Genomic DNA, 23,978 nt, shown 5'->3' with positions numbered 1-23,978 from the left:
GTTCCGGGTCGCCTTCGGCGGTGCCAACACCTTCTCCACCTGCGTCCTGGGCGCCTTCCCCATCCTGTTCGGCCTCTCCTTCTGGCAGGGCCTCGCGGCCACGCTCCTGGGAGTCGTCGTGGGCGCGCTGATCCTGTGCCCGATGGCGGTGTTCGGCCCGGTCAACGGCACGAACAACGCGGTCGCGTCCTCCGCGCACCTGGGCGTGCACGGCCGGGTCGTCGGCTCGTTCCTGTCCCTCCTCACCGCCGTCGCGTTCTTCTCCATCTCGGTGTGGAGCTCCGGCGACGCCCTGGTCGGCGGCGCACACCGGCTGTTCGGCCTGGAGCAGAGCACGCTGTCGTACGTCGTCGCGTACGCGCTGTTCGCCGTCCTGGTCCTCGCGGTCTGCGTCTACGGCTTCCGGTTCATGCTGTTCGTGAACAAGATCGCCGTGCTGTCCGCGACGGTCCTGTTCCTGCTCGGCGCGATCGCCTTCGCCGGTGACTTCGACCCGTCGTACGCCGGAGTCTTCACGTCCTCCGCGGACGCGGCGACCCGGTCGCTGTTCTGGCCGTCGTTCATCGGCGCGGCCCTGATCGTGCTCTCGAACCCGGTGTCCTTCGGCGCGTTCCTCGGCGACTGGTCGCGCTACATCCCGGCGAACACCCCGCGCCGCAAGGTGGTCGGGGCCGCGTTCCTCTCGCAGATCGCGACGCTCCTGCCGTTCGTCTTCGGCCTGGCGACGGCGAGCATCATCGCCGCGAAGGCACCGAAGTACGTCGACCCGGCCGCCCCGAACTTCGTGGGCGGACTCCTCGCGATCTCGCCGAGCTGGTTCTTCCTGCCGGTCTGTCTGCTGGCCCTGATCGGCGGCATGTCGACGGGCACGACCTCGCTCTACGGCACCGGGCTCGACTTCTCCTCGGTGTTCCCGCGGCTGTCGCGGGTGCAGGCGACGATGCTGGTCGGTGTGCTGTCCATCGCGTTCATCTTCATCGGGCGGTTCGGCCTCGACCTCGTCCAGTCGATCTCGACCTTCGCCACGATGATCATCACCTGCACCACACCCTGGATGGTCGTGATGATGCTGGGCTTCTACACCCGGCGCGGCTGGTACGACCCCGACGCGCTCCAGGTCTTCAACCGCCGTCAACGCAGCGGGCGTTACTGGTTCACGCACGGCTGGAACTGGCGCGGCATGACCGCCTGGTGGGTGGCCGCCGTGGTGGGCGTGCTGTTCACCAACATCCCGGGCCAGTTCGTCGGCCCGCTCGGCGACCTCGCCAACGGCGTCGACATCAGCCTGCCCCTGTCACTGGCCGTGGCCGCCGTGCTGTTCCTGTCCCTGCTCCGGCTGTTCCCCGAACCCCGGGCGGTCTACGGCCCGGAGGGCGCCCGGCTGGCCCGTACGGTCGAGGTCCCGGTGCCGCCGATCACCGGTCCCGGACCAGCGGTGGCTGCGCCCGCGCTGGTCGCCGAGGGCAGCTGATGTCCGGCTGGATCGACCTCTCCGTGCCCGTCGTCACCGGGATGCCCGTGTATCCCGGTGACCCGGCCGTCGAGGTCTCCCCCGCCCTGCGCGCGCCCCGGGACGGTGTCAACGTCCTTCAGTTGCACATGGGTTCGCAGTCCGGCACGCATGTCGACGCCCCGTACCACGTGGACGACGCCTGGCCCCGCCTCGACGAACTGCCCCTGGAGTTCTTCGGCGGGCCTGCGGTGGTCGCCGACGTACGGGGGCTGTCGGCCCGGGCGCCGATCACGCCCGAACTGCTGGCACCCGTGCTGAACAGGCTCCGGCTGCGGCCGGGTTCGCTGGTGCTGCTGGCCACGGGCTGGTCGGCGTACTGGGGCACCGACGCCTGTCTCGCCCACCCGTGGCTCACCCCGGAGGCCGCCGAGGCCCTCGTCGCGGCGGGCGTCCGTACGGTCGCGGTCGACGCGCTGAGTGTCGACCCGACGCCCGAACCGGGCGACCAGTCGGCCGAGTTGGCCCTGCCCGCCCACCGCGTGCTGTGCGGTGCGGGCGGGGTGATCGCCGAGAACCTCACGGGGCTCGACCAGGTCGTGGGGCTCCCGGACGTGGAGTTGTTCCTGTTCCCGCTGCGGCTGGCGGGGGCGGACGGCGCCCCGGTGCGGGCCGTGGCGCGGGCGGTCTGATCGTCCCGCAGGGCCGTTGTCAGACCCGGCGGTTACGTTGGGCCCATGACTCGATTCGTTGTGGTGGCAGGGGCATGGCTCGGTGCGTGGGCATGGGACGAGGTGGTGCCCGAGCTGCGTGCGGCAGGGCACGAGGCGTATGCGCTGACCCTGTCCGGGCTGGCCGAGAAGCAGGGTGTTGCGGCCGGGCAGCAGACCCATGTACGGGACATCGTCGACGAGGTCGAGCGCCTCGATCTGCGGGACGTCGTCCTGGTCGGACACAGCTACTCAGGTGTGCCCGTGGGCCAGGCGGCCGAGCGGATCGGCGACCGGCTGACCCGGGTGGTGTTCGTCGATGCCGGAGTGCCGGTCGACGGGGAGTCGATGCTGGACGGCTTCCCGAGCGACCCCGTCAGGAAGTCCCTCGCCGAGCACGGCGGAGTCTGGCCGCCCCCGGACCCGGCCGACTTCGCCGGCCAGGATCTCACCGACGAGCAGATCGCCCGCATCGTCACCGACGGGACCCCGCACCCGGGCGACTCCCTCACCGAACCGGCAGTCCTGGCCCACCCGTTGGGCGAGCTCCCGGCCACCTACGTCAAGTGCCTTCTCGACGGCGACGAGTTGCCGGCCCCGGCGGAGGAGCTGGTCGCGAGCGGGCGCTGGGAGCTGGTCCGGATGGACACGGGCCACTGGCCGATGTTCTCCCAGCCCCGCGAACTGGCCCGCATACTCGTCGAGTCGGCCACCCGCCCCTGACGCGCGTTCCTCTCCCCCACCCCCGACTGGGTGGACGTCACCGTCGTCGAGACCGTGGACGAGGACCCGCGAGCCAGGCCGCGGAGCGGAACGCCGCGGACCATCTGACCGGCAGCCCACCGGGCGATGTCGTCAGCTGAGCCGGTCCGAGATCTTCGCCGGGCGCGGTGACGGGGCTCCGGTGCCGGTGATCGACAGCGAACCGGGGCTGGCCGTCACCGAGTCGGTCAGCCAGCGCTGCGCGGTGGAGCCGTCGCGGACCTTGAGGACGATGTCGGCGCCCGGCTCGGTGTTCGTCGAGGTGAGCGCGAGCTGGGAGTTCCAGCGGGGCAGCAACTCGCCCTGCACGGTGAGGTCGTAGCGCACATCGTTGCCGCGCTTGGCCTTCGCGTCGGCGCAGGTGCCGAGGACGACGACACCGGCGTCCGCGTGCGAGTCCAGGCACAGCCCGGGGCTCGCCGCGCTGCGTAGCAGCCCGTCGGCGTCGTACGACCACTCCTGGGTCACGGCCGACGAGCACTCGGCCAGCCGGGTGCCGGCGCCGGCCTTCGGGGTGCCCACGATGTCGAGACACAGCTCGGCGGCGGCGTTGTGCAGCCTCGTCCGCCCAGGTGCGGCGGGGAGTCCGGCCGTGCCGGGTGCCGCCGACGAGGCCTGTCCGGAGCCGCTGTTGGTGGTGCCGGAGGCGACCGGCTCGGCGGTGCCGCCGTCGTGGTCCGGCCACAGCCCGACGGCAAGCGCGATGGCGACGACCCCGGCGCCGACCAGCCCGGCGCCGACGGCCAGCGCCCGGGTGGACCGCTCGGCCCGGGCCGCGCGGGCCGCGTCCATGATCCGGCGGCCGGGTGCGGGGATCCTGGACAGCAGCCGGTGCCGTCCGGTGCCGCCGCCGGAATGCGCGCCGTGCCGGGCGCCGGCCCTGGTCCGGGTGTCGCGCCCGGCGCGGCCGGGCCGGGACGCGAGGTAGGGACGGGCTCCCCAGCCGAGTACGGCCTCGGCGAGAAGGACTCCCAACCCGCCTTCGAAATAGCTGAGTTGTTCGGCGGCGAAACGGCAGTACCGGCACTGGGCGAGATGCTGCTGGACATCCGGCAGGAGTGCGCCGCCGCGCCGAATGGGGACGTCGAGGAGACGGTTGTAGAAGCGGCAATCCGGGGTCGGCGCGAGTTCCCGGTGGGCGCGTACACAGCCTTCGCGGAATTTTTCGTGCGCCTGCTGAAGGGCGGCCGACGCGTTGTCGGTGTCCATGCCAAGCAGGGCGGCCGGCACGGTTATCGACTCGGCCTCGACCTCGGTGTGCCACAGCAGACACTGGGCGAACGGCGTAAGAGTCTGGAAAGAGCGCTCGGCGAGCTTGCGATTTTCGGCGGTCATGGACTTCGCGGCCCGCATGCCGCGGCCCCCGGAGGGATTCTCCAGGTCCGGCAGAACACCGGATATTCGCTCTTCCAGCGTCCACTCCCGGATCGTGTCGCGCACGGTCAGCAGCAGCCGGGGCCGCAGTGCCACCCCGTGTTCGCCGAACGTCAGCCGGTCGAACACCCGGTGGAAGGCGGCCGCGGCGGCCATCGCGGGCACGGCCCCCTCGGCGGCGAGACAGACGCCCGCGTAATCCTGGACCGGCCGCCAGTGCCGCGCCATCAGCAGCGCGACGGAATGAGCGGCCTCGCCCTCCGGACGGCCCCGCAGCCGGGCGGCCAGGGTCTCGTCGGATTCCTCGGGGGCCCCGCCGTCCGGCGGCGGGTAAGGAGGACGAGGAGGGGGCGGGATGGACACGGAGTGGATTCCTCGGATTCGGTTCATCAACAGGTCAATGAGCCCCGGGCTTTATCCCCGCGCGGGTGTTTCACCCTTGCACAACCCACCGAACCCAACAAGGCACTTGGGTAACTTCCACCTCGTTGAAGTAAGTCAGAGACGCTGAAAACTCGGTTCACTCGCACCGGCTTTCGACTTTCCATGCGCCCCGTGTGAACCATGCGCCCACGCCGGTGCGGCACGCACGCTCCCGGGGCCCGACGCACCGCGGTCCACTGGAATCGGCCCTTCTCGGAGGCCACGCGCTGGACGGCGGCTCTCCCGCGCCAAACGGCCGCCGACCTTGCTCCTCCCGCCCTGGGTCGGCGGCCCCGAGGGCGGGGGCGGCCCACCCCCGCCCTCCCGCATCAGGCCACGGGCCCGCCAATGGCGTCGAGTTCGGCGACCGCGTCGGCGGGCAGCACCAGGTCGGCGGCGGCGATGTTGTCCCGCAGATGCGCGCGCGAGGACGTGCCGGGGATCAGGACGGTGGTGGCCGAGCGCTGCAACAGCCAGGCCAGGGCGACCTGTTGGGCCGAGGCGTCCAGCCGGGCGGCGACGTCGGTGAGGGTCCGCGACTGCAGCGGGGTGAAGCCGCCGAGCGGGAAGTACGCGGCGAACGCGATGTTCTCCGCGGCACACCGCTCGACGAGGGCGTCGTCCTGCCGGTTGGCCAGGTTGTACAGGTTCTGCACGGTGACGACCGGGGCGATGGCCCGGGCCTCGGTGAGCTGGGCGGTGGAGACCGCGCTCAGCCCGAGGTGCCGGATCAGCCCCGCCTTCTGCAACTCGGCCAGGGCACCGAACTTCTCCCCGATCGGCTCCTCGTCGGCGGTGTCCTGGGTGCCGACCCGCAGGTTCACCACGTCCAGCGCGTCGAGCCCGAGGTTGCGGAGGTTGTCGTACACCTGGGCCTTGAGGTCCTCGGGGTGCCGGGACATGATCCAGCTGCCGTCGGGGCCGCGCCGGGCGCCGACCTTGGTCACGATGTGCAGGTCGTCGGGGTAGGGGTGGAGGGCCTCCCTGATGATCTCGTTGACGACGACGGGGCCGTAGAAGTCGCTGGTGTCGATGTGGGTGATGCCCCGCTCGACGGCCTCGCGAAGGACGGCCACCGCCTCGGTGCGGTCCTTCGGCGGGCCGAAGACGTGGGGGCCGGCCAGTTGCATGGCGCCGTATCCCATGCGGGTGAGGGTGAGGTCCTCGGCGAGGGTGAGGGTGCCGCCGGAAACGGTGTCGGACATGGTGGCGCGCCTTTCGATGGGTGTCGGGTGCTGTCACCGACTCTGCGCCCGTCCCGGCCGGGCAGGCAGTACCCGGATGTTCCTGGTAGTGACAGGGACACGCACCTCCAGGATTTCGGACCTACGGTGGGGAGCGTGGACAGCAAGAACGCGCTCGGCGAGTTTCTGCGGGCCCGCCGTGAACGGGTCCGGCCCGAGGACGTGGGCCTGAGCGGTGGCGGGCTGCGCCGGGTGCCGGGGCTGCGCCGGGAGGAGGTCGCCCTGCTGGCCGGCATCAGTTCCGACTACTACCTGCGACTGGAGCAGGGCCGCGACCGCAACCCGTCCGTGCAGGTGGTGGAGGCGCTGGCCCGGGTGCTGCGCCTGGACGCCTCCGCGACCACCCATCTGGTCGGCCTGGCGCAGCCGGAGCGGCCGGCCGTGTCCCGCAGACGGGCCAGGCGGCCCGAAGCGGTACCGGTGAGCGTCCGCGAACTGCTGGACACCTGGTCCGGTCACCCGGCGTATGTGCAGAACCGGTTCACGGACTGCCTCGCGTCCAACGCGCTGTGCCGGGCGCTGTCCCCGAGCTACACACCCGGTGTGAACCTGCTGCGGGCGGTGTTCCTCGACCCCGCCGAGCACCAACTGCGCCGCGACTGGGAGGAGTTGACGGCCGAGGGCGTGGCGACCCTGCGCGGTCACATCGGGCCCGACGTCGACGATCCCCGGCTGGTGGAACTCGTCGGCGAGCTGTCCGTGCGCAGTGACCGCTTCCGCCTCCTGTGGAGCCGTCACGAGGTACGGCCCATGCTCGGCCGGACCAGCCTCCTCAGTCACCCCCTCGTCGGCGACTTCGAGCTGCGGTCGAACAAGTTCGAGATCCCCGGCACGAACACGTTGAGCATGGTCGTCTTCCACGCCGAGCCGGGCAGCCGCAGCGCCGAACTGCTGGGACTGCTGGGCAGCCTCGCCGCGTCGGAGAACGCCCACGGCGAGCAGGGCTCCCTGGCACGCGACGAGAACGCCCGCCTCGACGAGGACCGTTGACGCGTCGCAGCGGTCAGATCTGCCAGGAACGCAAGCGGTCCGCCGCGCCGTACACATCCGTCTTGCCGGAGATCAGATCGCGGGCGAGGTCGACGAGGGCGCCGTAGGGCGGATCGATGCCGACGCCGCTGACGAACATGTAGGCGACCGCGGTGGCGCAGGCGAAGCGGGCGTTGGCCGAGGGCAGCGGCTTGAGCAGGGTGAGGGTGTGCAGCAGGGCGGTGGCTCGCCAGGCCGGGTCCGAGTCGACGCCGAGGCGGGGCGGATCGACGCGGTGGCGGGCGACGGCGGCCACCAACGCCGAGAAGTCGTTGATGGTGGGCTGGTCCGGCAGGACTTCCTCGTGCCGCTGGAGCAGCCAGGGCACGTCGATGTGGATGACGGCCATGCGTCAGGCGACCCGCCCCTCGCCCTTGGCCGACGGTTCGTCGTCCGGAAACGCGGCGGCGAATTCGTCGGCGTGCGTGGCGAAGAACCGCCGGAAGGCCTCGGCCCCCTCCTGCAACGCCCGGTGCCGGGCGATGTCGGCCGCGGCCGCCTCCCGCACCAACGCCTTCATCGACGTACCGCGCTCCTTGGCCATCCGCCGCAGATCCTCGAGCTCACGATCGCTGAACTCCACGTTGAGAGCTGGCATGCCACCACGGTACCGCGCGGGTACTCAACCGTAAATACCACCAGGTCAAGAGGCCCATGAGGCGGTACCAGGGACACCGATCCGGACAGGCGGAGCCAGGAGCGCCGGGCTGTGTCGATGTGCGGCTCCCCCGCGTGGGCGCGCCCAGCCCCCACCGGCCGCCGCCTAACGAACGACCCAATACCCTCGCCGCCGATAACTCCCCTCCCAGACAACCCGGTTGAGCACCCGTACCGGCGGCGGAAAGGCCCCCAGAACCCGCCCCCGCTCCTCAGCCGGCGCCCCGTCGACAAGCCACGGCACGAACACCGCGGCCCCCCGCACCCCCTGCGTCCTGCGGATCCGCCCGGTGAAGGCCCCCCAGTCCGCCCCGGTCAACACCTCCCCCATCAAGGGCAACGCACCGTCCTCCTCATGCTTCAGGTGATCATCGAGCGTCGCCCGCAACGCCCGTACCAGATCGGGGAGTTCGAAGGCCCGCTCGTTCAACGCGGCATCCACCGCAGCCAGCAACGGATCGATCCGACCGTGCTCGGTCTCCATGTCGTCGAGGAGCGCCAGCTCCCGCACCCGCCCCGCGATCCGAGCACGCACCCGCGGCCACAGATCACTGTCCTCGGCGGTGTGGTGGATGTGCAGTTGGTGCTTGAAGTTCTCCCACCCGGCAAGCACCGGACCGGTGTGCGCCCGGCCTTCGGCGACCGCAGCGGCGAGCCGCTCCAGGTCGCGGCGGAAGGCGTCGTGGGAGGCGTACATGGGTGTGAAGTCGATGGTCATCGTGCGGCTTCCTCCAACTCGGGCTCGGACATGGGCAGCGCGTGCGGATTGGCGGACGGGCCGTGGTGTCGTCGTACGGCGAGACAGGCGAGCGCGCCGGTCAGCAGGACGGCGACGGCGACGTACACGGCGGGCCCCATCGCGTGGACGAAGCCATGGCCGAACACCTGGCCGCCGAGCGCGCGCATCCGCTCGGCGATGTCGTGCGGGACCCCGGTCGGCGCGCCGCTCCGCCGCCCGGCGCCGACGTCGGACTCGGCCTTGGAGAACCCGGCGACGAAGGACTCCCGGTAGGCGGCGGGGAGTTGACCGGCCCGGGCCCGCGCCTGTTCGGTCAGGGCGGAGGCGAGCCGGGCCTGGAGCACCGCGCCGATCACCGCGCCGGCGAGCACCGAACCGACCTGGCGGAGCGCGTTGGTGACACCGGAGGCGGCGCCTGCGAGCCGGGGCGGGACGTTGCGCATGACCTCGGTGGCCATGGGGGCGAAGGTGCAGCCGACGCCCAGACCCGTGAGGAACAGCGGGAAGGCGATGGCCGGCCAGCCCGTGTCGACGTCCGCGACGCCGACGACCCAGATCAGTCCGCCCGCCCAGGCGAGCAGCCCGCCCATCAGGATGAACTTGCCGCCGACCTTGTCCGCGAGCGCTCCGGCGGGTCCGGCCATGACGAACGAGCCGAGGGCGACGGGCAGCAGCACGAGCCCCGCCTTCTGGGCGCTGAAGCCGAGCACGGACTGCAGATAGATCGTCAGCGTCAGGAACATCCCGACCACGCCGAACGAAACGGTGACGCCGACGAAGTTGATGAGGCTGAAGTCGCGGTCCTTGAAGAGCGAGAACGGGACCAGGGGTTCGCCGTCCTGCTGTCCGCGCTCGTGGAGGAGGAACGCGGTGAACAGGGCGACAGCCGCGCCGAACAGGGTCCAGATCCCGGCGTTCCAGTCGTACCGCTGCCCCTCCGTCAGCCCAAAGGCCAGGCAGAACAGGGCAGTTGAGGCGAGCGTGACGCCGAGGGTGTCGAAGCGGCGCCGTACCGTGCGCCGGGCGCCCGGGATGATCGTCGCGGTCAGCACGAGGACCAGCGCGCCGATGGGCAGGTTGACGAAGAAGATCCAGCGCCAGGAGAGATGGGTGATCAGCACGCCGCCGAGGATCGGCCCGAGCGCGCCGGACACCCCCGCCACGGCGCCCCAGATACCCATCGCGACCCCGCGCCGGTCGGCCGGGAACACCTCGGCGATGATCGACAGGGTCTGCGGCATGAGCAGCGCCGCGCCCAGGCCCTGCACCGCGCGGAACCCGATGAGCTGGGCGGGGTCCTGGGCGAGGCCGCAGGCGAGGCTGGCCAGGGTGAACAGGGCGACTCCGGCGGCGAACAGATTGCGTTTGCCGCGCAGGTCGCCGAGGCGTCCGCCGGTGATCAACAGGACGGCCAGCGCCAGGGTGTAGGCGTTGACGATCCAGAGGATCTCGTCCAGGGACGCGTCGAGGTCCTCGCCGAGCTGGGGGATCGCGATGTTCACGATCGTCAGGTCGAGGAGGGTCATGAAGAACCCGAGCGAGAGCGTGATGAGGATCGCCCAGGGGTTGCCGTGCCACTTCTTGAACACGATGTCGGCTCCTTGCAGAGGAGGTGCACAGGACGTGCACTGAACGTGCGTTGGACTCGCGTTCAAGAGGGCGGGACGGCCGACCGGTGTGACACCGCGCGCATTCGCCGAGACGTACGTCACATTCGGCCCGTCGGCCGTCACATTCCGGCCCCCGCCGCCCCTCGCAGTGGTGAGCACGCCACCGGGGAGGCGCACCTATGTCCGAGATCGCTGTCACCGAAGAGGCGACCGATGTCTTCATGAACCATCGGGAGCTGTTGTTCGGCCTCGTCTACAACATGCTGGGGAGCGTCGCCGACACCGACGACGTCCTCCAGGAGACCTGGCTGTCCTGGACGGCCCGCGCCCGCCGCGACGCGCTCGGCACCGTCACCAACCCGCGCGCCTATCTCGTCCGCATCGCCGTCAACCACGCCCTCCAGCGCCGCGCCACGATCAGCCGCCGCCGCGAGACCTACGTCGGTCCGTGGCTGCCGGAGCCCTTGGTCGACGAGACCGCCGACAGCGATCCCGAAGGCCCCGCACTGCGCGCCGAGTCCGTGTCGCTGGCCATGCTGGTCGTCCTGGAGTCACTGACCCCGCTGGAACGCGCGGTGTTCGTCCTCAACGAGGTGTTCGGGTACGCCCACACCGAGATCGCGGACATCATCGACCGCACCCCGGCGGCGGTAAGGCAGCTCGCGCACCGGGCGCGGGCCCATGTGCACGCGCGGCGGCCGCTGTACGAGGCGCATCCCCGGGTGCGACGGGAGGCGACCGAGCGGTTCGTGCGGGCCGCCGTCGGCGGGGACATCGCCGCGCTGATGGAGATCCTCGCGCCGGACGTCACGGTGTGGACCGACAGCGGCGGCAACCGGAAACCGGCGGGGCTGCAGCCGGTGCACGGACGGGACAAGGCGGTCCGTCTCATCAACTCGTTCGCCGCCAGGCGCCGTCCACTGGACCTGGAGCTGCGCTACCGGCGCGTCAACGGCGACGACGCGGCCGTGCTGTTCGAGGGCGACTCGCCGTACGCGGTGATGGTCATGGACCTCACGCCCGAGGGCGACCAGGTGTCCGGGGTGTACATCGTGACCAACCCCGAGAAGCTCACACGCGTCCGCAGGAATGAGGAGGACGAGTGACCCCTGCCTGGAGGTCAGCCCTGGTACGCCGCGAACGAGGCCATCCACGCCAGCGCCGCGTTCCAGTTCACCGCCGTCTCGTTGGTCGACCACGACTGGATGTCGTCGATGTAGCAGAACTGGCCGACGCAGCCCAGGAGTTTGCTCTGTGCGTACGGGTCCTGGATGGAGGAGTTCGCACCGCCCGCGAGCGTTCCCTTCGGCGGATTCGGGAGGTTCGGGTCGAGTTCGTGGGCGTACCAACGGCTGTGCTCGTTGTGCGAGTTGGCCTCGCCGTAGCCGGTGACGTACGACATGTTGAGGGCGTTGCGGCCGAGGATGTAGTCCATGCTCTGGAGCGCGCCGTCACGGTATTTCGTGGCGCCGGTGAGGTCGTACGCGGTGGCGATGATGTGGGCGTTGTTGAGGATCTGGCTGTTGGAGCCCCAGTCGTAGAGGTTGCCGGGCGGTGCGTACGGCATGCCGTACGGCTGGGTTCGTAGTGTGGTCAGGTAGGTGTTCGCGGCCTCGATCACCGAGCGGCGGATCCGGTCCCGGCCGGGCAGCCGGTTGGGGACGGTCGCGAGGTCGAGTCGGCCCGCTGCCGCCGTGCGGGACCAGTCGAGGCCGAGGGCGCCGAAGATGTCGGCCGTGTTCAGCGGGGAGTCGGTGACCTGGTCGGCGAACTGCCGTTCCCCGGTGGTGAGATACAGCTCCGCCGCCGCCCAGTAGAACTCGTCGGTCGCGTCGTCGTCGGGGTACGCGCCGCCGCCGGTGCCGTCGTTCGGGTCCGGGTACACCGCGGGGTGGGCGAGCGCCGCCGTCCACGCCTTCCTGGCCGCCGTCAGGGCCTTGGCCGCGAACTCCCGGTCGTAGGGCCGGTACAGGCGGGCCGCCTGAGCCGCCGTCGCCGCGAGGTTGAGCGTCGCCTGGGTGGTCGGGGCGTGCAGTTCGCGTTTCTGCGGGTCCTGGCTCGGCAGCAGCGGGAGTCCGGTCCACTGTGCGTCGTGGACCTTGTCGTGCGCCATGCCGGCCAGCGGCTGTCCGTCGGGTACCTGCATCTTCAGCAGGAACTCCAGTTCCCAGCGGGCCTCGTCGAGCACGTCCGGCACCTTGTTGCCGCTCTCGGGGATGGCGAGCGTCCCGTCGCGCAGTGCGGCCGGCCGACCGGTGGGGGCGAGGCGTGAGCGCTCGTAGGTGCTCAGCAACTCCCAGGTGGAGATACCGCCGTTGACGACGTACTTGCCGTGGTCCCCCGCGTCGTACCAGCCGCCGGTCACGTCAAGTGTGTAGTCGCACAGGCCCGGTTGGCAGGGGACGTTCGCGTCGCCCTGGTTGGGGGCGGTGTTCAGGTGACCGGCCGGGCGGGCGTAGCCGGGGCGCAGCTCGTCGCGTATCGGGATGCCGCTGCGCTGGGTGTAGTAGTACTTCAGCGAGTCGAGCCGCAACTGCTGATAGGCGGCCGCCGAGATGTCGAAGGGGCGGCTGGTCTCCCCGTCGGCCACCAGCGTGAAGCCCTCGCCGCGCCCCCGGTAGGAGCCGAAGTCGATCGACTGGACGTTCTGCGCGGAGGCCGTGTCGGTGCCGCGCGGCACGGTCCGCCCGTGCGCGACCACCGTGCCCGCCGCGTTCCTCAACTGCCAGGGCAGCACGGCCGTGGACGCGGTCACCAGCGTCGCGTTCTTCGGCCCGTCGGGCAGATAGGCGACCTGGTTCACCCGCACGCGCGGCCCGGTGTCCGGCTGGTACACCTCCGGCGGCACCCCGCCCAGCAGCGACACGTCGTCCATGCAGAAGTGCCAGGCGTCCGTGCCGCCGCCGAGCTGGAAGGCGACCTGCCCCTGTGTGGTGTCGACGGGTGAAGTGAACGTGTAGGCATAGGAGTTGCCCGACCCGCTCAGCTCCGGGCTGATCTCGTAGTAGGTGTCGTACGGCGCCACCGACAGCCCGACGATCGCCCGCGCGACCTGCCCTTCGGGCGAACCGGACGCCGTGAAGGCGAACTTGTACGACTCGCCCTTCACCAGGGTGATGTCGTTCTGGCCGACGGCCGCGTCCCAGCGGTTGGTCGTGCCGCCCGGCACATCCGCGCACAGCCGCCCGTCGGACAGGCCCGCGGTGACGTTGCTCGTCGTCCACCAGGGTTCGGTGGTGGTGTCGAAGGTGCCGTTCCTGACCTGTTCGACCTCGTCCGCCCCGGCCTGACCGGCCGGGAGCGTGGTGAGCGCCGCCGCGAGGAGGGCCGTGGCGGCGAGCAGGGTCGTGCCGCGTCGTTTCACGTCTGTGCCCCTCATGGGTGCGGGAGCGCTCCCAAGCGCTGTGGACGCAGGCCATGCTGTTCGAGACATGACACGCCGTCAACGGTCCGGACAGGCCAGATTCCCGTCCGGACCGCGAACGGGTTCCCTCCCGTCCGGACCGTGAGCGGTTCCCTATCCGGCCGGTGCCTCCAACTTGCCGATCCTTACCGCCCCTTGAGCCGTCCCGGGACGGGCGCTGGTCAGCGTCAGCCGCACCCGCGATCCACGGACGGCGCCGAAGGTGACGACGGTCGGGGCGTCCGAAGCGGTGGCCCAGTCGACGGCGGCCCCCTCGACCGGCACCCACGCGCGCCCGTCCCACACCGCGACCGTCACCGCAGCGGGCAGGCTGTGCGTCGCGTCCACGGTGAACGACACCTCCACCCGGTCGAAGGACCGCGTCCGTCCCCAGTCCACGGACACCCAGTCCTCCTCGCGCGCGCCACTGAACGCGGGCAGCAGGGCCGTCGCCGACTTCGCGAAGGCGTTGGACCAGCCGGTGGCCGGGTCACCGTCGAGCACGGCGGCCGGGAGCGTGTCGGGGCGGCCCGAGTAACTCGCGTCGGCGTAGGGGTAGTTGGGCGGGCTCGGATAGTCGGCCGCGAAGTCCGGCGCCTCGGTCCGCACCACGTCCCGGCCGTGCGTCGTCCGTACGGTGACCGTGCCGCTCCGCAGCCCGTCCGCCCGCGCCGTCACCTTCAGCGCGCCGGGCGCCGTACCGGACCGCACGATCGCAAGTGCCTTCCCGTGGAAGGCGGTTCGGGTGCTCGCCTGGTAGCGCTCGGCGCTCTCCTCCCGCCCGTTGTCCAGTCCGGCCAGGGACCCGCCCTTCACCTCGAAGGCGATCAGGTCCTCGGCGTCGGGCAGGACGACCCCGTGGGCGTCAACGATCTCCGCGGTCACGAAGACCAGCGAACGGCCGTCCGCGGCAAGGTGCTTGCGGTCGGCCGTGAGACGCACGGCATGCGCGGCACCCGCCGTGCGCAGCACGTCCGAGGCGACCGCCTTGCCGCCGCTGCGCGCGACCGCCTTCAACTCGCCCGGCTCGTACGGGACTTTCCACATCAGGTGGAGCTTGCCCGCGCTGCCGTTCGGGCTGGTGTAGCTGCCGGGGTAGGGGCCGGAGGTGAAGGTCTTGTCGTCGCCGGTGGGCTCGGTGGTCTCCAGGTAGGTGCGGCCGTCGGTGGTCTGCTTGGTGTCGAACTCCCTTGTCCCCAGGGACTTTCCGTTGAGGAACAGCTCGACGGTGTCGACGTTGGCGTAGGCCCAGACCTCGACCGTGTCGCCCGGCCGGTGGTTCCAGCTCATCGGCACCAGATGGACCATGGGCTCGCTGATCCACTGGCTGCGGAAGAGGTGGTACATGTCCTTCGGGAAGCCGGCCGTGTCGACCGCGCCGAAGAAGGACGCCTTGACCGGGAAGACGTCGTAGGGCGTCGGCTCCCCGATGTAGTCGATGCCCGACCACAGGAACTGCCCCGCGAACCACTTCCGGTCGCGGTCCTTCTTGTGCCCGTACTCGCCGCTCATCGTCCAGGAGGCGAGGTTGTTGTCGTACGAGGAGGTGTCGCGTCTGCCGGGGGTGTGGTTCTCGCCGGTGTTGAGGTGCTCGGGCTCCTGGTAGGCGCCGCGCGTGGAGGTCTCCGAGGAGGACTCCGACTCGAAGAGGAACAGCTTCGGGTAGGCCGCGTGCAGGGCGTCGACCGACTTGGCGGTGTTGTAGTTGAGGCCGAGTCCGTCGAGCTTGGCGAGCATGAGGTCGGCGGCGGAGCCCTTGGCGGGCACCCCGTGGTACTTGTTCGAGCCGATGACCACCGGCCGGGTGTCGTCCGCCGCCTTGATCGCGCCGATGATGCGGTCGGCCATCGCGAGGCCTGCGGTGGCGGTGGAGTCGGGGATCTCGTTGCCGATGGACCACAGCACCACGGCGGGCGAGTTGCGGGCGGCGAGGACCATCTCGGTGGCGTCCTTCTCGCACCAGTCGTCGAAGAACCGGTGGTAGTCGTAGGTCGTCTTGCCGGTGTGCCAGCAGTCGAAGGCCTCGACCATCATCACGATGCCCAACTCCTCGCAGGCTTCGATGATCTGTGGCGAGGGCGGGTTGTGCGAGGTGCGGAAGGCGTTGACTCCCATCGACTTCATGATGGTCAACTGCCTGCGTACGGCGTCGATGCTGATCGCGGAGCCGAGGGCGCCCTGGTCGTGGTGGAGGTCGACGCCCTTGATCTTGGTGGGGGTGCCGTTGAGGGAGAAGCCCTCGTCCGGGTCGAAGCGGTAGGTGCGGATGCCGAAGGGGGTGCGGTAGGTGTCGACCGTCCTGCCGCCCACGCGCAGTTCCGTCTCCACGGCGTAGCGGTGGTGCGGGGTCTCGATGTCCCACAACTTGGGCCTGGGGACGGTGAGTTCATGGGTCTCGGTGCTGCGGTCGGCGACGGTCACCGTGGAGACGGCGCGGCCCACCGTCCGGCCGCCGGGGTCGACGACCCGCGATCGGACCTCGACCTCTGCCTCGCTCGCGGCGCCCGACTCGTTCACCACGGACGTCCGCACCCGGACGACGGCCCGCTCGGCGGTGATGTCCGGGGTCGTGACGTACGTGCCCCAGCGTTCGAGGTGCACGGGCTCGGTGATGACGAGGCGGGCCTCGCGGTAGATGCCGCTGCCCGAGTACCAGCGGCTGCTCGGGAGCCGGTTCTGGACCTTCACCGCGAGGACGTTCTCCGTGCTGCCGTCGGTGTGCGCCAGGTCGGTGAGGTCGAGGGCGAAGCCGGTGTAGCCGTAGGGGTGGCGGCCCACCTCGGTGCCGTTGCAGTAGACGTACGCGTCCATGTAGACGCCGTCGAACTCGACCGAGATCCGCTTGCCCGCGCAGGCCGGCGGCAGGGTGAAGGCGATCCGGTACCAGCCGAGGCCGCCGGGGAAGAAGCCGGTGCCGCTGGTCGTGCCGTACGCCGTGGTGGGGGTCTGCTCGATGCTCCAGTCGTGCGGGGCGACGACCTGGCGCCAGTCCGAGTCGTCGTAGTCGGGTGCGGCGGCGTCGGCGTAGGCGCCGGTGGGGTCGGTGATCCCGCCGGGGTTGACCAGCGCGAAGCGCCAGCCGTCCCGGAGTGGGACCGTGCGGCGGCCGGAAGCGCCTGCCGTGGTGGCTCGGGCCGCCGGGGCGGCCAGGAGTGACGCGGCCGTCGGCGCGGCCGTAGAGGCGATCAAAACCGATCTGCGAGTGACCGTCATGGCGGCTCTCCCTCAGTAGGGCCCAGAAGTACTCACAACTGATCGTGACCGAACAGATTCTGACGGGGTGCCATGCCGGGGCGTCAAGGGTGCGGAAGCGGACGGTCGTCCTGCGCGCCGCTTCGACCGGTTTTCCCCCGTGTCCGTCGTGACCTCCGGCCCTGGGGGTTCTCGTCCGCGCGGGACCGTGACGCACTAGGCTGGAACGCAAGTGACGTGTTTGTTCACTGTGAGTGCGCGCGATGGAGTGGCGACGATGAGACCGGTCTACCCGTTCGACGATGCCGCGACGGCGCGGGTTGTCATCGACGACGCGGGCACGCTGGTGGAGTGGAACGACGGGGCCCGGCGGCTCCTCGGCCACACCGCGGACGAGGTCGTGGGCCGCCCGGCCGTGCGGCTGCTGGCCGACGCCGCCGAGGCGTGGCCCGAGCCCACGGGTGCCCGCTGGGACGGCACGGTCGCGTTGCGCCACCGCGACGGCCACGCCGTGACCGTGTGGCTGCTGGCCCATCACCGGCACCCCCGGGACGGCGGCCCGGGCAGCTGGCTCGTCGTGACGCCCCTGGAGGGCGGCGGCCCGCGCGCCGCCGAGGACCCGCTCGCCACCGCCGCCCTGACCCAGTCTCCGTGTGCCATCGCGGTCTACGACGAGCGGCTGCGGCTGAGCCGGGTCAACGACGCGATGGGCGAGGTCATCGGTCTGCCCGAGGAGCGCATCCAGGGGCTGCGGATCACCGAGATCGGCGGCAAGACGCAGAGCGCGGAGCTGGAGCAGTACATGCTGCGCGTGCTCACGTCCGGCACCGCCCAGGACTTCCAGATCTACATGCGCACCGGCGGCGAGGACGTGGCCCACGCCTGGCTGGCCCGGATGGCGCCGATCACCGACGCCGAGGGACGGGTGCGCGGCGTGTGCCTGGCCGCGCACGACTTCACCGAGAACTACCTGTCCCGGGAGCGGCTGCAACTCGTCAACGAGGCGAGCGTCCGCATCGGCACCACCCTCGACGTCACCCGTACGGCCCAAGAGCTCGCGGATGTCTGTGTGCCGGCGCTCGCCGACTTCGTCAGCATCGATCTGCTGGATCCGCAGGAGCACGGCGGCGAGCCCCCGACGGCGATCACCGCGCCGATCAGACTGCGCCGGGCCGCCCACCAGTCGGTGCAGCAGGGCAGCCCCGAGGCCGTCGCCAAGCAGGGCCAGCTCAATGTGTACCCGGAGCACTCCCCGCAGGCAGACGCGCTGGTCGCGGGCCGCAGCCTCGTCGCCTCGGGCCGCGCCCTCGAACTCTGGCTCGCCTGGGACAGGACCCGCACCGAGCGCGTCGAGGAGTACGGCATCCACTCCTCGATGGCCGTACCGATCCAGGCCCGCGGAGTGACCCTCGGCGTGGCGGTCCTCACCCGGTACCGGCGCATCGACCCGTTCGCCGACGACGACGTCCTGCTGGCCGAGGAGGTCACCGCCCGCGCCGCCGTCTGTATCGACAACGCCCGCCGCTTCTCCCGCGAACGCGAGACGGCGCTCGCCCTCCAGCGCAGCCTGCTCCCCCGCAAACTGCCGCGCACGGCAGCCCTGGAGGCCGCCTCGCGCTATCTGCCGGCGGCGCGCGCGGGCGTCGGCGGCGACTGGTTCGACGTGATCCCGCTGTCGGGGATGCGGGTCGCCATGGTCGTCGGTGACGTCGTGGGGCACGGCATCCAGGCCTCCGCCACGATGGGCCGGCTGCGCACGGCCGTCCGCACCCTCGCCGACATCGACCTGGCCCCGGACGAACTGCTGACCCACCTCGACGACCTCGTCGTACGGCTGTCCGCGGAGGCCGGCGGCGACGGCAGCCCGGGCGAGGTCGGCGCGACCTGCCTCTACGCGGTGTACGACCCGGTGTCCCGGCGCTGCACGCTGGCCCGCGCCGGGCATCCGCCGCCGGTCATGATCCGGCCGGGCGGCCCGCCCGAGCCCGTCGACCTGCCCGCCGGACCGCCGCTCGGCCTCGGCGGACTCCCCTTCGAATCAGCCGAGTTCGAGCTGCCCGAGGGCACCGTGCTCGCGCTGTACACCGACGGGCTGATCGAGAACCGCGACCGGGACCTCGACGACAGCCAACGGCTGCTGTTCGACGCCCTGTACGCCCCCTCGGACTCCCTGGACGAGACCTGCGACCGCATCCTGCACGCCGTGCTCCCGCCGGGCGGTGCCGCCGACGACGTGGCGCTGCTGCTCGCGCGCACCCAGGGGCTGCCCGCCGAGCAGGTCGCGACCTGGGAGATCCCGGCCGACCCCTCCCTCGTCGCGCCGATCCGCAAACGGGTCGTCGAGCAGCTCGACGAGTGGAATCTGAGCGAGGCCGGGTTCACGGCCGAACTGGTGGTGAGCGAGCTGGTCACCAACGCCATCCGCTACGGCGCGCACCCCATCCGGCTCCGGCTCATCCATGACGCGTCCACGCTGATCTGCGAGGTCTCCGACACCAACCACACGGCCCCGCACCTGCGCCGCGCCAAGACCTGGGACGAGGGCGGGCGCGGACTGCTGCTGGTCGCGCAGCTCACCCAGCGCTGGGGCAGCCGGCACACGACCGACGGCAAGACGATCTGGGCCGAGCTGTCGCTCCTCGACGAGGGCTGAGCGTCGGGGAGGTCAGACCAGCCAGGGCCTGACCTGGCGGCGGGCCTCGTGCAGCCGGGACTTGAGGGTGCCGAGCGGGATGCCGAGGCGCTCGGCGATGTCGGCGTACTCCAGGTTGCAGATGTCCCGGTAGACCAGCGGCGCGACCAGGTGCGGCTGCTCGCGCTCCAGGCGCTCCAGCGCCTCCAGAAGATCGATCTTCGACCCGGCGATCACGCTCGTGGTGCGCGGGTCGACGTGCTGGCTCACATCGATCACGGCCGGCTGCTCGGCGGCCCGCCGCTTCAGCTCGCGGTACTTCTGTCGCGAGCCGTTGGCGACCACCGTGTAGAGCCAGGTGCTGAAGAGACTGCGACCCTCGAACGTGCCGATCTTCCGCGCGACCTGCATCAGCACGTCCTGCGCCGCTTCCTCGGCGTCCTCACGGCACGGCAGGAAGCGCCCGCAGCGCCGCAGGACCTCGGGTCCGATCGACCGCAGCAGCTCGTCCAGGGCCACCGTGTCACCGGCCGCGGCCCGTCGCGCCAGTTCCTCGGTCCGCGCCGTGTCCCGCACTGGATCCACTCCTCCGCCTCGATCTACGAGCAGGCATGATAGTCGCATGCACTTCGTCGAACAGATCGGCCGCTACCGACTCGAACGCCGCCTGGGTACCGGCGCGTTCGGCACGGTCTGGCTCGCGCACGACGACGTGCTCGAAGCCCCGGTGGCCGTGAAGGTCCTCGCCGACAACTGGGCGCACCGCCTCGACATCGTCGACCGCTTCCTGTCCGAGGCCCGGCTGCTGCGCAGGGCCGACTCGAACCGCGTGGTGCAGGTCTACGACATCGGTGAACTGCCGGACGGACGGCCGTACTTCGTCATGGAGTACGCCGACGCCGGCACCCTCGCCGATCTGCTCACCGCGGGTCCGCTGCCCGTCTCCGAGGTGCTGCGGCTGACCGCGCTGGCCGCCCGGGGCGCCGCCGCGCTGCACAAGGCGGGCATCGTCCACCGGGACATCAAGCCGACCAACGTGCTGCTGCGCACCACCCCGGACGGCACCGGCCGGGTCCTGCTCGCCGACCTGGGCCTGGCCAAGAGCCTGGCGAACGCCTCGGGGCTCACCCTGGCCGCGGGTTCGGCGGGCTATCAGCCGCCGGAACAGGCACAGCCCGGCTCGGGCATCGACGAGCGCGCCGACGTGTACAGCCTGGGCGCGGTCGGCTACGAACTGCTCACCGGCACGGTTCCGGGGGCACCCGGTCAGGTCGTACGGCCGGACCGGCTGCGACCTGACGTGTCCCCCGAGGTGCAGCGGGCCCTGTTGCGCGCGCTGGAGCCGGACCGGGAGCGGCGCTGGCCGACGGCCCGGGCGTTCGCGGAGGAGCTGGAGCGGCTGGCCGGAACCCCGGCCCCCGTGCGCGTCAAGGCCACCCCCACGCACAAGCCGCACAGCAGGCACCGGAGCATCGCGCTGATGGCGGGCCTCTTCGTCGTGGTGGCCGCCGGGGCGGGTGCCCTGGTGCTCAACCTGCCGTCGTCGTCCGGGAGTTCGCAACTGGAGGTCAAGGACAGCACGGGCCGGGTGGCGGTGGAGGTGCCCGCCGCCTGGGGTCGTCAGCTGCGCGACTCGGGCTGGAATCCGCAGGCCCTCGGTCTGCAGTCCGGGCAGGAGCCGGGGCTGGCCGTCGCCGACGACCTGGCGAAGTGGCAGGACCTCTCGGCGGACGTGAACGGCGTGTTCGTCGGGCTCAGCGAGCACGGCAGCGTGACGACGAAGGTGGACGCCCTCGCCCACTCCGGCTGTCACTACGACGGCAGCCACGCCTACGCGAGCGCGACCTGGCGCGGCACGATCCGCACCTGGAGCGACTGCTCGGGCGCCACCGGCACCCTCTCGGAGACCGCGCTGCGCCTGGTCGGCGGGACCGCGCAGCCGCAGGTCTACGTCCAGATCCGGCAGCACGGCGGCGACGCGACCACCCGCATACTGCGCTCGCTGCGCGTCACCTGATCCCGGTCGGCGTTTCGGAATTACTGTCGGGGTCGCCGCCGGAAGAATTCCGGCGGTCCCGCGAACCTTTCGGCGCACACGCGCATCGGACCACTGTGACGGCGCGCGAGGCGCTGTGCGGTGAACTTCCAGGAGTGTCGAAGATGGCGAACACGTCCCCGTCCCTGCGCCGGGCCGCCCTGCTCGTGAGCGCGGTCGCCGTACTCGGCCTGACGACGACGGCCTGCGGCAACGGCAGCGGCACGGTGAGCAGCCCGCAGACCCAGTCGGGTACGGCCGCGCCGGCGGGCGGCGACCCCTCGGCCGACGGGTCGGGCACGCCGGTCACCTCGTCGAGCGGCAGCGACACCACCACCGCCACCGGTTCGGACTCGATCTCGCCCACGACGTCGTCGGGCTCCTCCACGTCCACCACCTCGACCTCCGGCAGCAGCCGGTGCCACACCTCCGAGCTACGGGCGAACGTGGGCGGCAACGACCCGGGCGCCGGGCAGGAGAACTTCCCGATCGTCCTCACCAACATGTCCGGCCGTACCTGCACGGTCCGTGGCTTTCCCGGCGCCGCGTTCGTGAACGCGTCCGGCACGCAGCTGGGCGCGAACCCCGTGCGCGAGTCGGGCGGCACGGTCACCACCGTCACGCTGAAGCCGGGCCGGAGCGCCTGGGCCGGACTGACCTTCTCCAACCCCGAGATCAGCGGCGCGAAGACGGCCACCCCCACGACGCTGGTGGTGACCCCGCCCGACGAGAAGGACCCGCTGAAGGTGACCTGGACCAACGGCGCGGTGCCGGTGTCGGGGAACTCGTCCTCGGTACGACTGACAGTCTTCAGCGCGGGTACGGGCGCCTGAGCACGGGTCGCGCCCCGCGGCCTGGTTACATGGAGCGGGCACCACGTCCCGCGTCCCGGAGGACCGTCCCCTGAACACCCCGCTCGCCGAAGCCCTGTCCGTCGTCCTGCTCGTCGCCGTCCTCGTGTGGGCCGTCGTGCGGCCCTTCGGGTGGCCGGAGGCCGTCATGGCGGTCCCGGCCGCCGGCATCGCCGTGGCCACCGGGGCGATCTCGCTCGACCACGCGCGGGCGGAGGCGGAGCAGCTCGGGCCGGTGGTCGGGTTCCTCGCCGCGGTGCTCGTGCTGGCCCACTTCTGCGATGTGGAGGGGCTGTTCCGGGCCTGCGGGGCGTGGATGGCCGAGTGGGCGAAGGGCAGTCCGAGCCGACTGCTGACGGCGGTGTTCGCACTGGCCTCGGTGATCACGGCGGTCCTGAGCCTGGACGCCACCATCGTGCTGCTGACGCCGGTCGTGTTCGCGACGGCGTCCCGGATGGGGGTGCGTCCCAAGCCGCACGTCTACGCGTGCACGCATCTGTCGAACACCGCCTCGCTGCTGCTGCCGGTCTCGAATCTCACGAACCTCCTCGCGTTCGCGGCGAGCGGCCTGAGCTTCACCCGGTTCGCCGGGCTGATGGCACTCCCCTGGCTGGTCGCGATCGGCGCCGAGTACCTGGTGTTCCGGAAGTTCTTCGCCCGCGACCTCGCGGCGGCGGCCCCCTCCCCCACCTCCGGCGACAAGCCCGAGCTGCCGGTGTTCGCGCTGGCGACCGTGGCCTGCACCCTCGCCGGGTTCGTGCTGACCTCGGCGGTCGGCATCGATCCCGCGTGGGCCGCCCTGGCGGGGGCACTCGTCCTCGCCGGCCGGGCGCTGCTACGGCGGCAGGCGACCCCCCTCACGGTCGTGCGGGCCGCCGCCCCGTCGTTCCTGGCGTTCGTGCTGGCGCTCGGGATCGTGGTGCGGGCGGTGGTGGACAACGGTCTCTCGGACGCGCTCGGGCATCTGCTGCCCGGCGGGACCGGGATCGCGGCGCTGCTCGGGATCGCCGCGCTGGCCGCCGTACTGGCGAATCTCATCAACAATCTGCCGGCGGTGCTGGTCCTGCTGCCGCTGACCGCGCAGTCCGGGCCCGGGGCCGTGCTCGCCGTGCTGCTCGGGGTGAACATCGGGCCGAACCTGACCTACGCCGGTTCGCTCGCGACGCTGTTGTGGCGGCGGATCGTGCATCAGCACGAACATGACGTGGATATCAAGGAGTTCACGAAGCTGGGGCTGCTCGCCGTGCCGTCGGCGCTCGTCCCCGCCGTGGTGGCACTGTGGGTGTCGCTCCAGGTTCTCTGACACCGAGGGAGGCCGAATGCGTGTGATCGCCTGGCTGGTCGAGGGCACCTGGCCCGCCTGCGTGGACGCCGTACGGACGCATGCGCCCCAGGACGCCGAGGTGGTGCTGCTGCATGTGAGCGGGCCGGATGTGCCCGGGGTCGCGCACGGGGCGTTCGCCGGGCTGCTCGGCCGGGGCGGTCCGCGGCGTGATCCCGGGACGCGGCTGGAGGATCTCGGCAGTACGTCGGCGGCGGAGCTGCTGGCCGCGGCGGCCGAGCGGCTGGGGCGGCCGTGCACCCGCGTGGAGCGGGCCGGACGGGTCGAGCGCGAGGTGGTGGCCGCCGCCGGGGACGCGGATCTGCTGGTGCTGGCCCGCGACGGCGACCGGGCCCGGCTGGGCCCGCACAGTCTCGGGCCCGCCGTACGGTTCGCCGTCGATCACGCGCCCTGTCCGGTGCTGCTGGTGTGGCCGGAGGCGGCGCCGGGCATCTCGACCCTGCCGCCGCCACCGCCGCACCATCCGCACTGAGGCTCAGCGGCCGTACCCGCCCCCGTAGCCACCGCCGTATCCGCCTCCGTAAC

At 71.5% G+C, this 23,978-nt stretch carries 19 protein-coding genes; 10 read left to right on the top strand and 9 right to left on the bottom strand.

The genetic code is table 11. The features are described 5' to 3' along the window. The 3 genes from JHN63_RS37545 to JHN63_RS37535 form a co-directional block, all read left to right on the top strand. Window positions 1-1,471: cytosine permease (locus JHN63_RS37545; RefSeq protein ID WP_200689447.1), on the top strand; the 1,471-nt coding region annotated here is incomplete at its 5' end. Continuing rightward, entirely contained in the window at window positions 1,471-2,142 is a 672-nt protein-coding gene (locus JHN63_RS37540) for a cyclase family protein (protein ID WP_200689437.1), read from the top strand. The genes JHN63_RS37545 and JHN63_RS37540, both read left to right, overlap by 1 nt. A 45-nt stretch (window positions 2,143-2,187) precedes the next feature. Then, complete coding sequence (locus tag JHN63_RS37535; protein WP_200689435.1) at window positions 2,188-2,883, top strand: alpha/beta fold hydrolase; 696 nt, start codon at window positions 2,188-2,190, stop codon at window positions 2,881-2,883. 132 nt (window positions 2,884-3,015) lie between these two features. Here the strand turns inward: JHN63_RS37535 and JHN63_RS37530 are convergent, their stop codons facing one another. Next, entirely contained in the window at window positions 3,016-4,659 is a 1,644-nt protein-coding gene (locus JHN63_RS37530) for an RICIN domain-containing protein (RefSeq protein ID WP_200689434.1), read from the bottom strand. Window positions 4,660-5,048: 389 nt separating this feature from the next. After that, complete coding sequence (locus JHN63_RS37525) at window positions 5,049-5,924, bottom strand: oxidoreductase (RefSeq protein WP_200689433.1); 876 nt, start codon at window positions 5,922-5,924, stop codon at window positions 5,049-5,051. Window positions 5,925-6,059: 135 nt separating this feature from the next. Between JHN63_RS37525 and JHN63_RS37520 the strand changes: the two genes are divergently transcribed. Further along, window positions 6,060-6,953: a helix-turn-helix domain-containing protein gene (locus JHN63_RS37520; RefSeq protein WP_200689432.1), complete on the top strand. Its 894-nt coding sequence runs from the start codon at window positions 6,060-6,062 to the stop codon at window positions 6,951-6,953. A gap of 13 nt (window positions 6,954-6,966) precedes the next feature. Here JHN63_RS37520 and JHN63_RS37515 read toward each other — a convergent pair whose 3' ends face one another. The 4 genes from JHN63_RS37515 to JHN63_RS37500 all read right to left on the bottom strand — a co-directional run bounded on the left by JHN63_RS37515 (window position 6,967) and on the right by JHN63_RS37500 (window position 9,977). Continuing rightward, window positions 6,967-7,341 (bottom strand): toxin Doc, encoded by a 375-nt coding sequence (locus JHN63_RS37515; protein WP_200689431.1) that lies wholly within the window; start codon window positions 7,339-7,341, stop codon window positions 6,967-6,969. A 3-nt stretch (window positions 7,342-7,344) separates the two neighbouring features. Further along, window positions 7,345-7,590 carry a hypothetical protein gene (locus tag JHN63_RS37510; protein ID WP_200689430.1) on the bottom strand — a complete coding sequence of 82 codons (246 nt, stop codon included), beginning with the start codon at window positions 7,588-7,590 and terminating at the stop codon, window positions 7,345-7,347. A gap of 165 nt (window positions 7,591-7,755) precedes the next feature. After that, on the bottom strand, window positions 7,756-8,367 hold the full coding sequence (locus tag JHN63_RS37505; protein ID WP_200689429.1) for a hemerythrin domain-containing protein: 612 nt from the start codon (window positions 8,365-8,367) through the stop codon (window positions 7,756-7,758). Further along, a complete protein-coding gene (locus tag JHN63_RS37500) occupies window positions 8,364-9,977 on the bottom strand; it encodes a DHA2 family efflux MFS transporter permease subunit (RefSeq protein ID WP_200689427.1) in 1,614 nt (537 codons plus the stop codon). Before JHN63_RS37500 ends, JHN63_RS37505 begins: the two co-directional genes overlap by 4 nt. A gap of 200 nt (window positions 9,978-10,177) precedes the next feature. On the opposite strand from JHN63_RS37500, the gene sigJ reads away from it, so the two are divergent. Further along, complete coding sequence (gene sigJ / locus JHN63_RS37495; protein ID WP_200689426.1) at window positions 10,178-11,104, top strand: RNA polymerase sigma factor SigJ; 927 nt, start codon at window positions 10,178-10,180, stop codon at window positions 11,102-11,104. A 14-nt stretch (window positions 11,105-11,118) separates the two neighbouring features. Here the strand turns inward: sigJ and JHN63_RS37490 are convergent, their stop codons facing one another. Together JHN63_RS37490 and JHN63_RS37485 are read right to left on the bottom strand one after the other, a co-directional pair. Continuing rightward, window positions 11,119-13,362, bottom strand: coding sequence for a glycoside hydrolase family 9 protein (locus JHN63_RS37490; protein ID WP_200689424.1), 2,244 nt, complete (start codon window positions 13,360-13,362; stop codon window positions 11,119-11,121). Between the two features lie 153 nt (window positions 13,363-13,515). Further along, the gene (locus tag JHN63_RS37485; RefSeq protein WP_200689422.1) at window positions 13,516-16,614 is read right to left on the bottom strand and encodes a glycoside hydrolase family 2 TIM barrel-domain containing protein; all 3,099 of its coding nucleotides are present in this window, start codon (window positions 16,612-16,614) and stop codon (window positions 13,516-13,518) included. 256 nt (window positions 16,615-16,870) lie between these two features. Here JHN63_RS37485 and JHN63_RS37480 point away from each other — a divergent pair, with 256 nt between their 5' ends. Beyond that, on the top strand, window positions 16,871-19,246 hold the full coding sequence (locus tag JHN63_RS37480; protein ID WP_200689413.1) for a SpoIIE family protein phosphatase: 2,376 nt from the start codon (window positions 16,871-16,873) through the stop codon (window positions 19,244-19,246). A 12-nt stretch (window positions 19,247-19,258) separates the two neighbouring features. Here JHN63_RS37480 and JHN63_RS37475 read toward each other — a convergent pair whose 3' ends face one another. Next, the gene (locus JHN63_RS37475; RefSeq protein WP_200689411.1) at window positions 19,259-19,801 is read right to left on the bottom strand and encodes an RNA polymerase sigma factor; all 543 of its coding nucleotides are present in this window, start codon (window positions 19,799-19,801) and stop codon (window positions 19,259-19,261) included. A 46-nt stretch (window positions 19,802-19,847) separates the two neighbouring features. On the opposite strand from JHN63_RS37475, the gene JHN63_RS37470 reads away from it, so the two are divergent. The 4 genes from JHN63_RS37470 to JHN63_RS37455 all read left to right on the top strand — a co-directional run bounded on the left by JHN63_RS37470 (window position 19,848) and on the right by JHN63_RS37455 (window position 23,925). Further along, on the top strand, window positions 19,848-21,242 hold the full coding sequence (locus JHN63_RS37470; protein ID WP_200689408.1) for a serine/threonine-protein kinase: 1,395 nt from the start codon (window positions 19,848-19,850) through the stop codon (window positions 21,240-21,242). 143 nt (window positions 21,243-21,385) lie between these two features. Then, a complete protein-coding gene (locus JHN63_RS37465) occupies window positions 21,386-22,093 on the top strand; it encodes a DUF4232 domain-containing protein (RefSeq protein WP_200689405.1) in 708 nt (235 codons plus the stop codon). A gap of 70 nt (window positions 22,094-22,163) precedes the next feature. Beyond that, the gene (locus JHN63_RS37460; protein WP_200689448.1) at window positions 22,164-23,414 is read left to right on the top strand and encodes an arsenic transporter; all 1,251 of its coding nucleotides are present in this window, start codon (window positions 22,164-22,166) and stop codon (window positions 23,412-23,414) included. A gap of 16 nt (window positions 23,415-23,430) precedes the next feature. Then, a complete protein-coding gene (locus tag JHN63_RS37455; protein WP_200689403.1) occupies window positions 23,431-23,925 on the top strand; it encodes a universal stress protein in 495 nt (164 codons plus the stop codon). The last annotated feature ends 53 nt before the right edge of the window (window positions 23,926-23,978 follow it).

Origin of the sequence: Streptomyces sp. MBT65 (assembly GCF_016612545.1) — a bacterium.
Classification (GTDB): domain Bacteria; phylum Actinomycetota; class Actinomycetes; order Streptomycetales; family Streptomycetaceae; genus Streptomyces.
This window is presented reverse-complemented; position numbering and strand designations above follow the sequence as displayed.

What these genes read in the sequence shown, in the direction of transcription:
- JHN63_RS37485 (WP_200689422.1), bottom strand. Translation starts at nt 16,614, where the DNA reads ATGACGGTCACTCGCAGATCGGTTTTGATCGCCTCTACGGCCGCGCCG.
- JHN63_RS37510 (WP_200689430.1), bottom strand. Translation starts at nt 7,590, where the DNA reads ATGCCAGCTCTCAACGTGGAGTTCAGCGATCGTGAGCTCGAGGATCTG.
- JHN63_RS37455 (WP_200689403.1), top strand. Translation starts at nt 23,431, where the DNA reads ATGCGTGTGATCGCCTGGCTGGTCGAGGGCACCTGGCCCGCCTGCGTG.
- JHN63_RS37465 (WP_200689405.1), top strand. Translation starts at nt 21,386, where the DNA reads ATGGCGAACACGTCCCCGTCCCTGCGCCGGGCCGCCCTGCTCGTGAGC.
- JHN63_RS37470 (WP_200689408.1), top strand. Translation starts at nt 19,848, where the DNA reads ATGCACTTCGTCGAACAGATCGGCCGCTACCGACTCGAACGCCGCCTG.
- JHN63_RS37535 (WP_200689435.1), top strand. Translation starts at nt 2,188, where the DNA reads ATGACTCGATTCGTTGTGGTGGCAGGGGCATGGCTCGGTGCGTGGGCA.
- JHN63_RS37525 (WP_200689433.1), bottom strand. Translation starts at nt 5,924, where the DNA reads ATGTCCGACACCGTTTCCGGCGGCACCCTCACCCTCGCCGAGGACCTC.
- JHN63_RS37480 (WP_200689413.1), top strand. Translation starts at nt 16,871, where the DNA reads ATGAGACCGGTCTACCCGTTCGACGATGCCGCGACGGCGCGGGTTGTC.
- JHN63_RS37505 (WP_200689429.1), bottom strand. Translation starts at nt 8,367, where the DNA reads ATGACCATCGACTTCACACCCATGTACGCCTCCCACGACGCCTTCCGC.
- JHN63_RS37515 (WP_200689431.1), bottom strand. Translation starts at nt 7,341, where the DNA reads ATGGCCGTCATCCACATCGACGTGCCCTGGCTGCTCCAGCGGCACGAG.
- JHN63_RS37540 (WP_200689437.1), top strand. Translation starts at nt 1,471, where the DNA reads ATGTCCGGCTGGATCGACCTCTCCGTGCCCGTCGTCACCGGGATGCCC.
- sigJ (WP_200689426.1), top strand. Translation starts at nt 10,178, where the DNA reads ATGTCCGAGATCGCTGTCACCGAAGAGGCGACCGATGTCTTCATGAAC.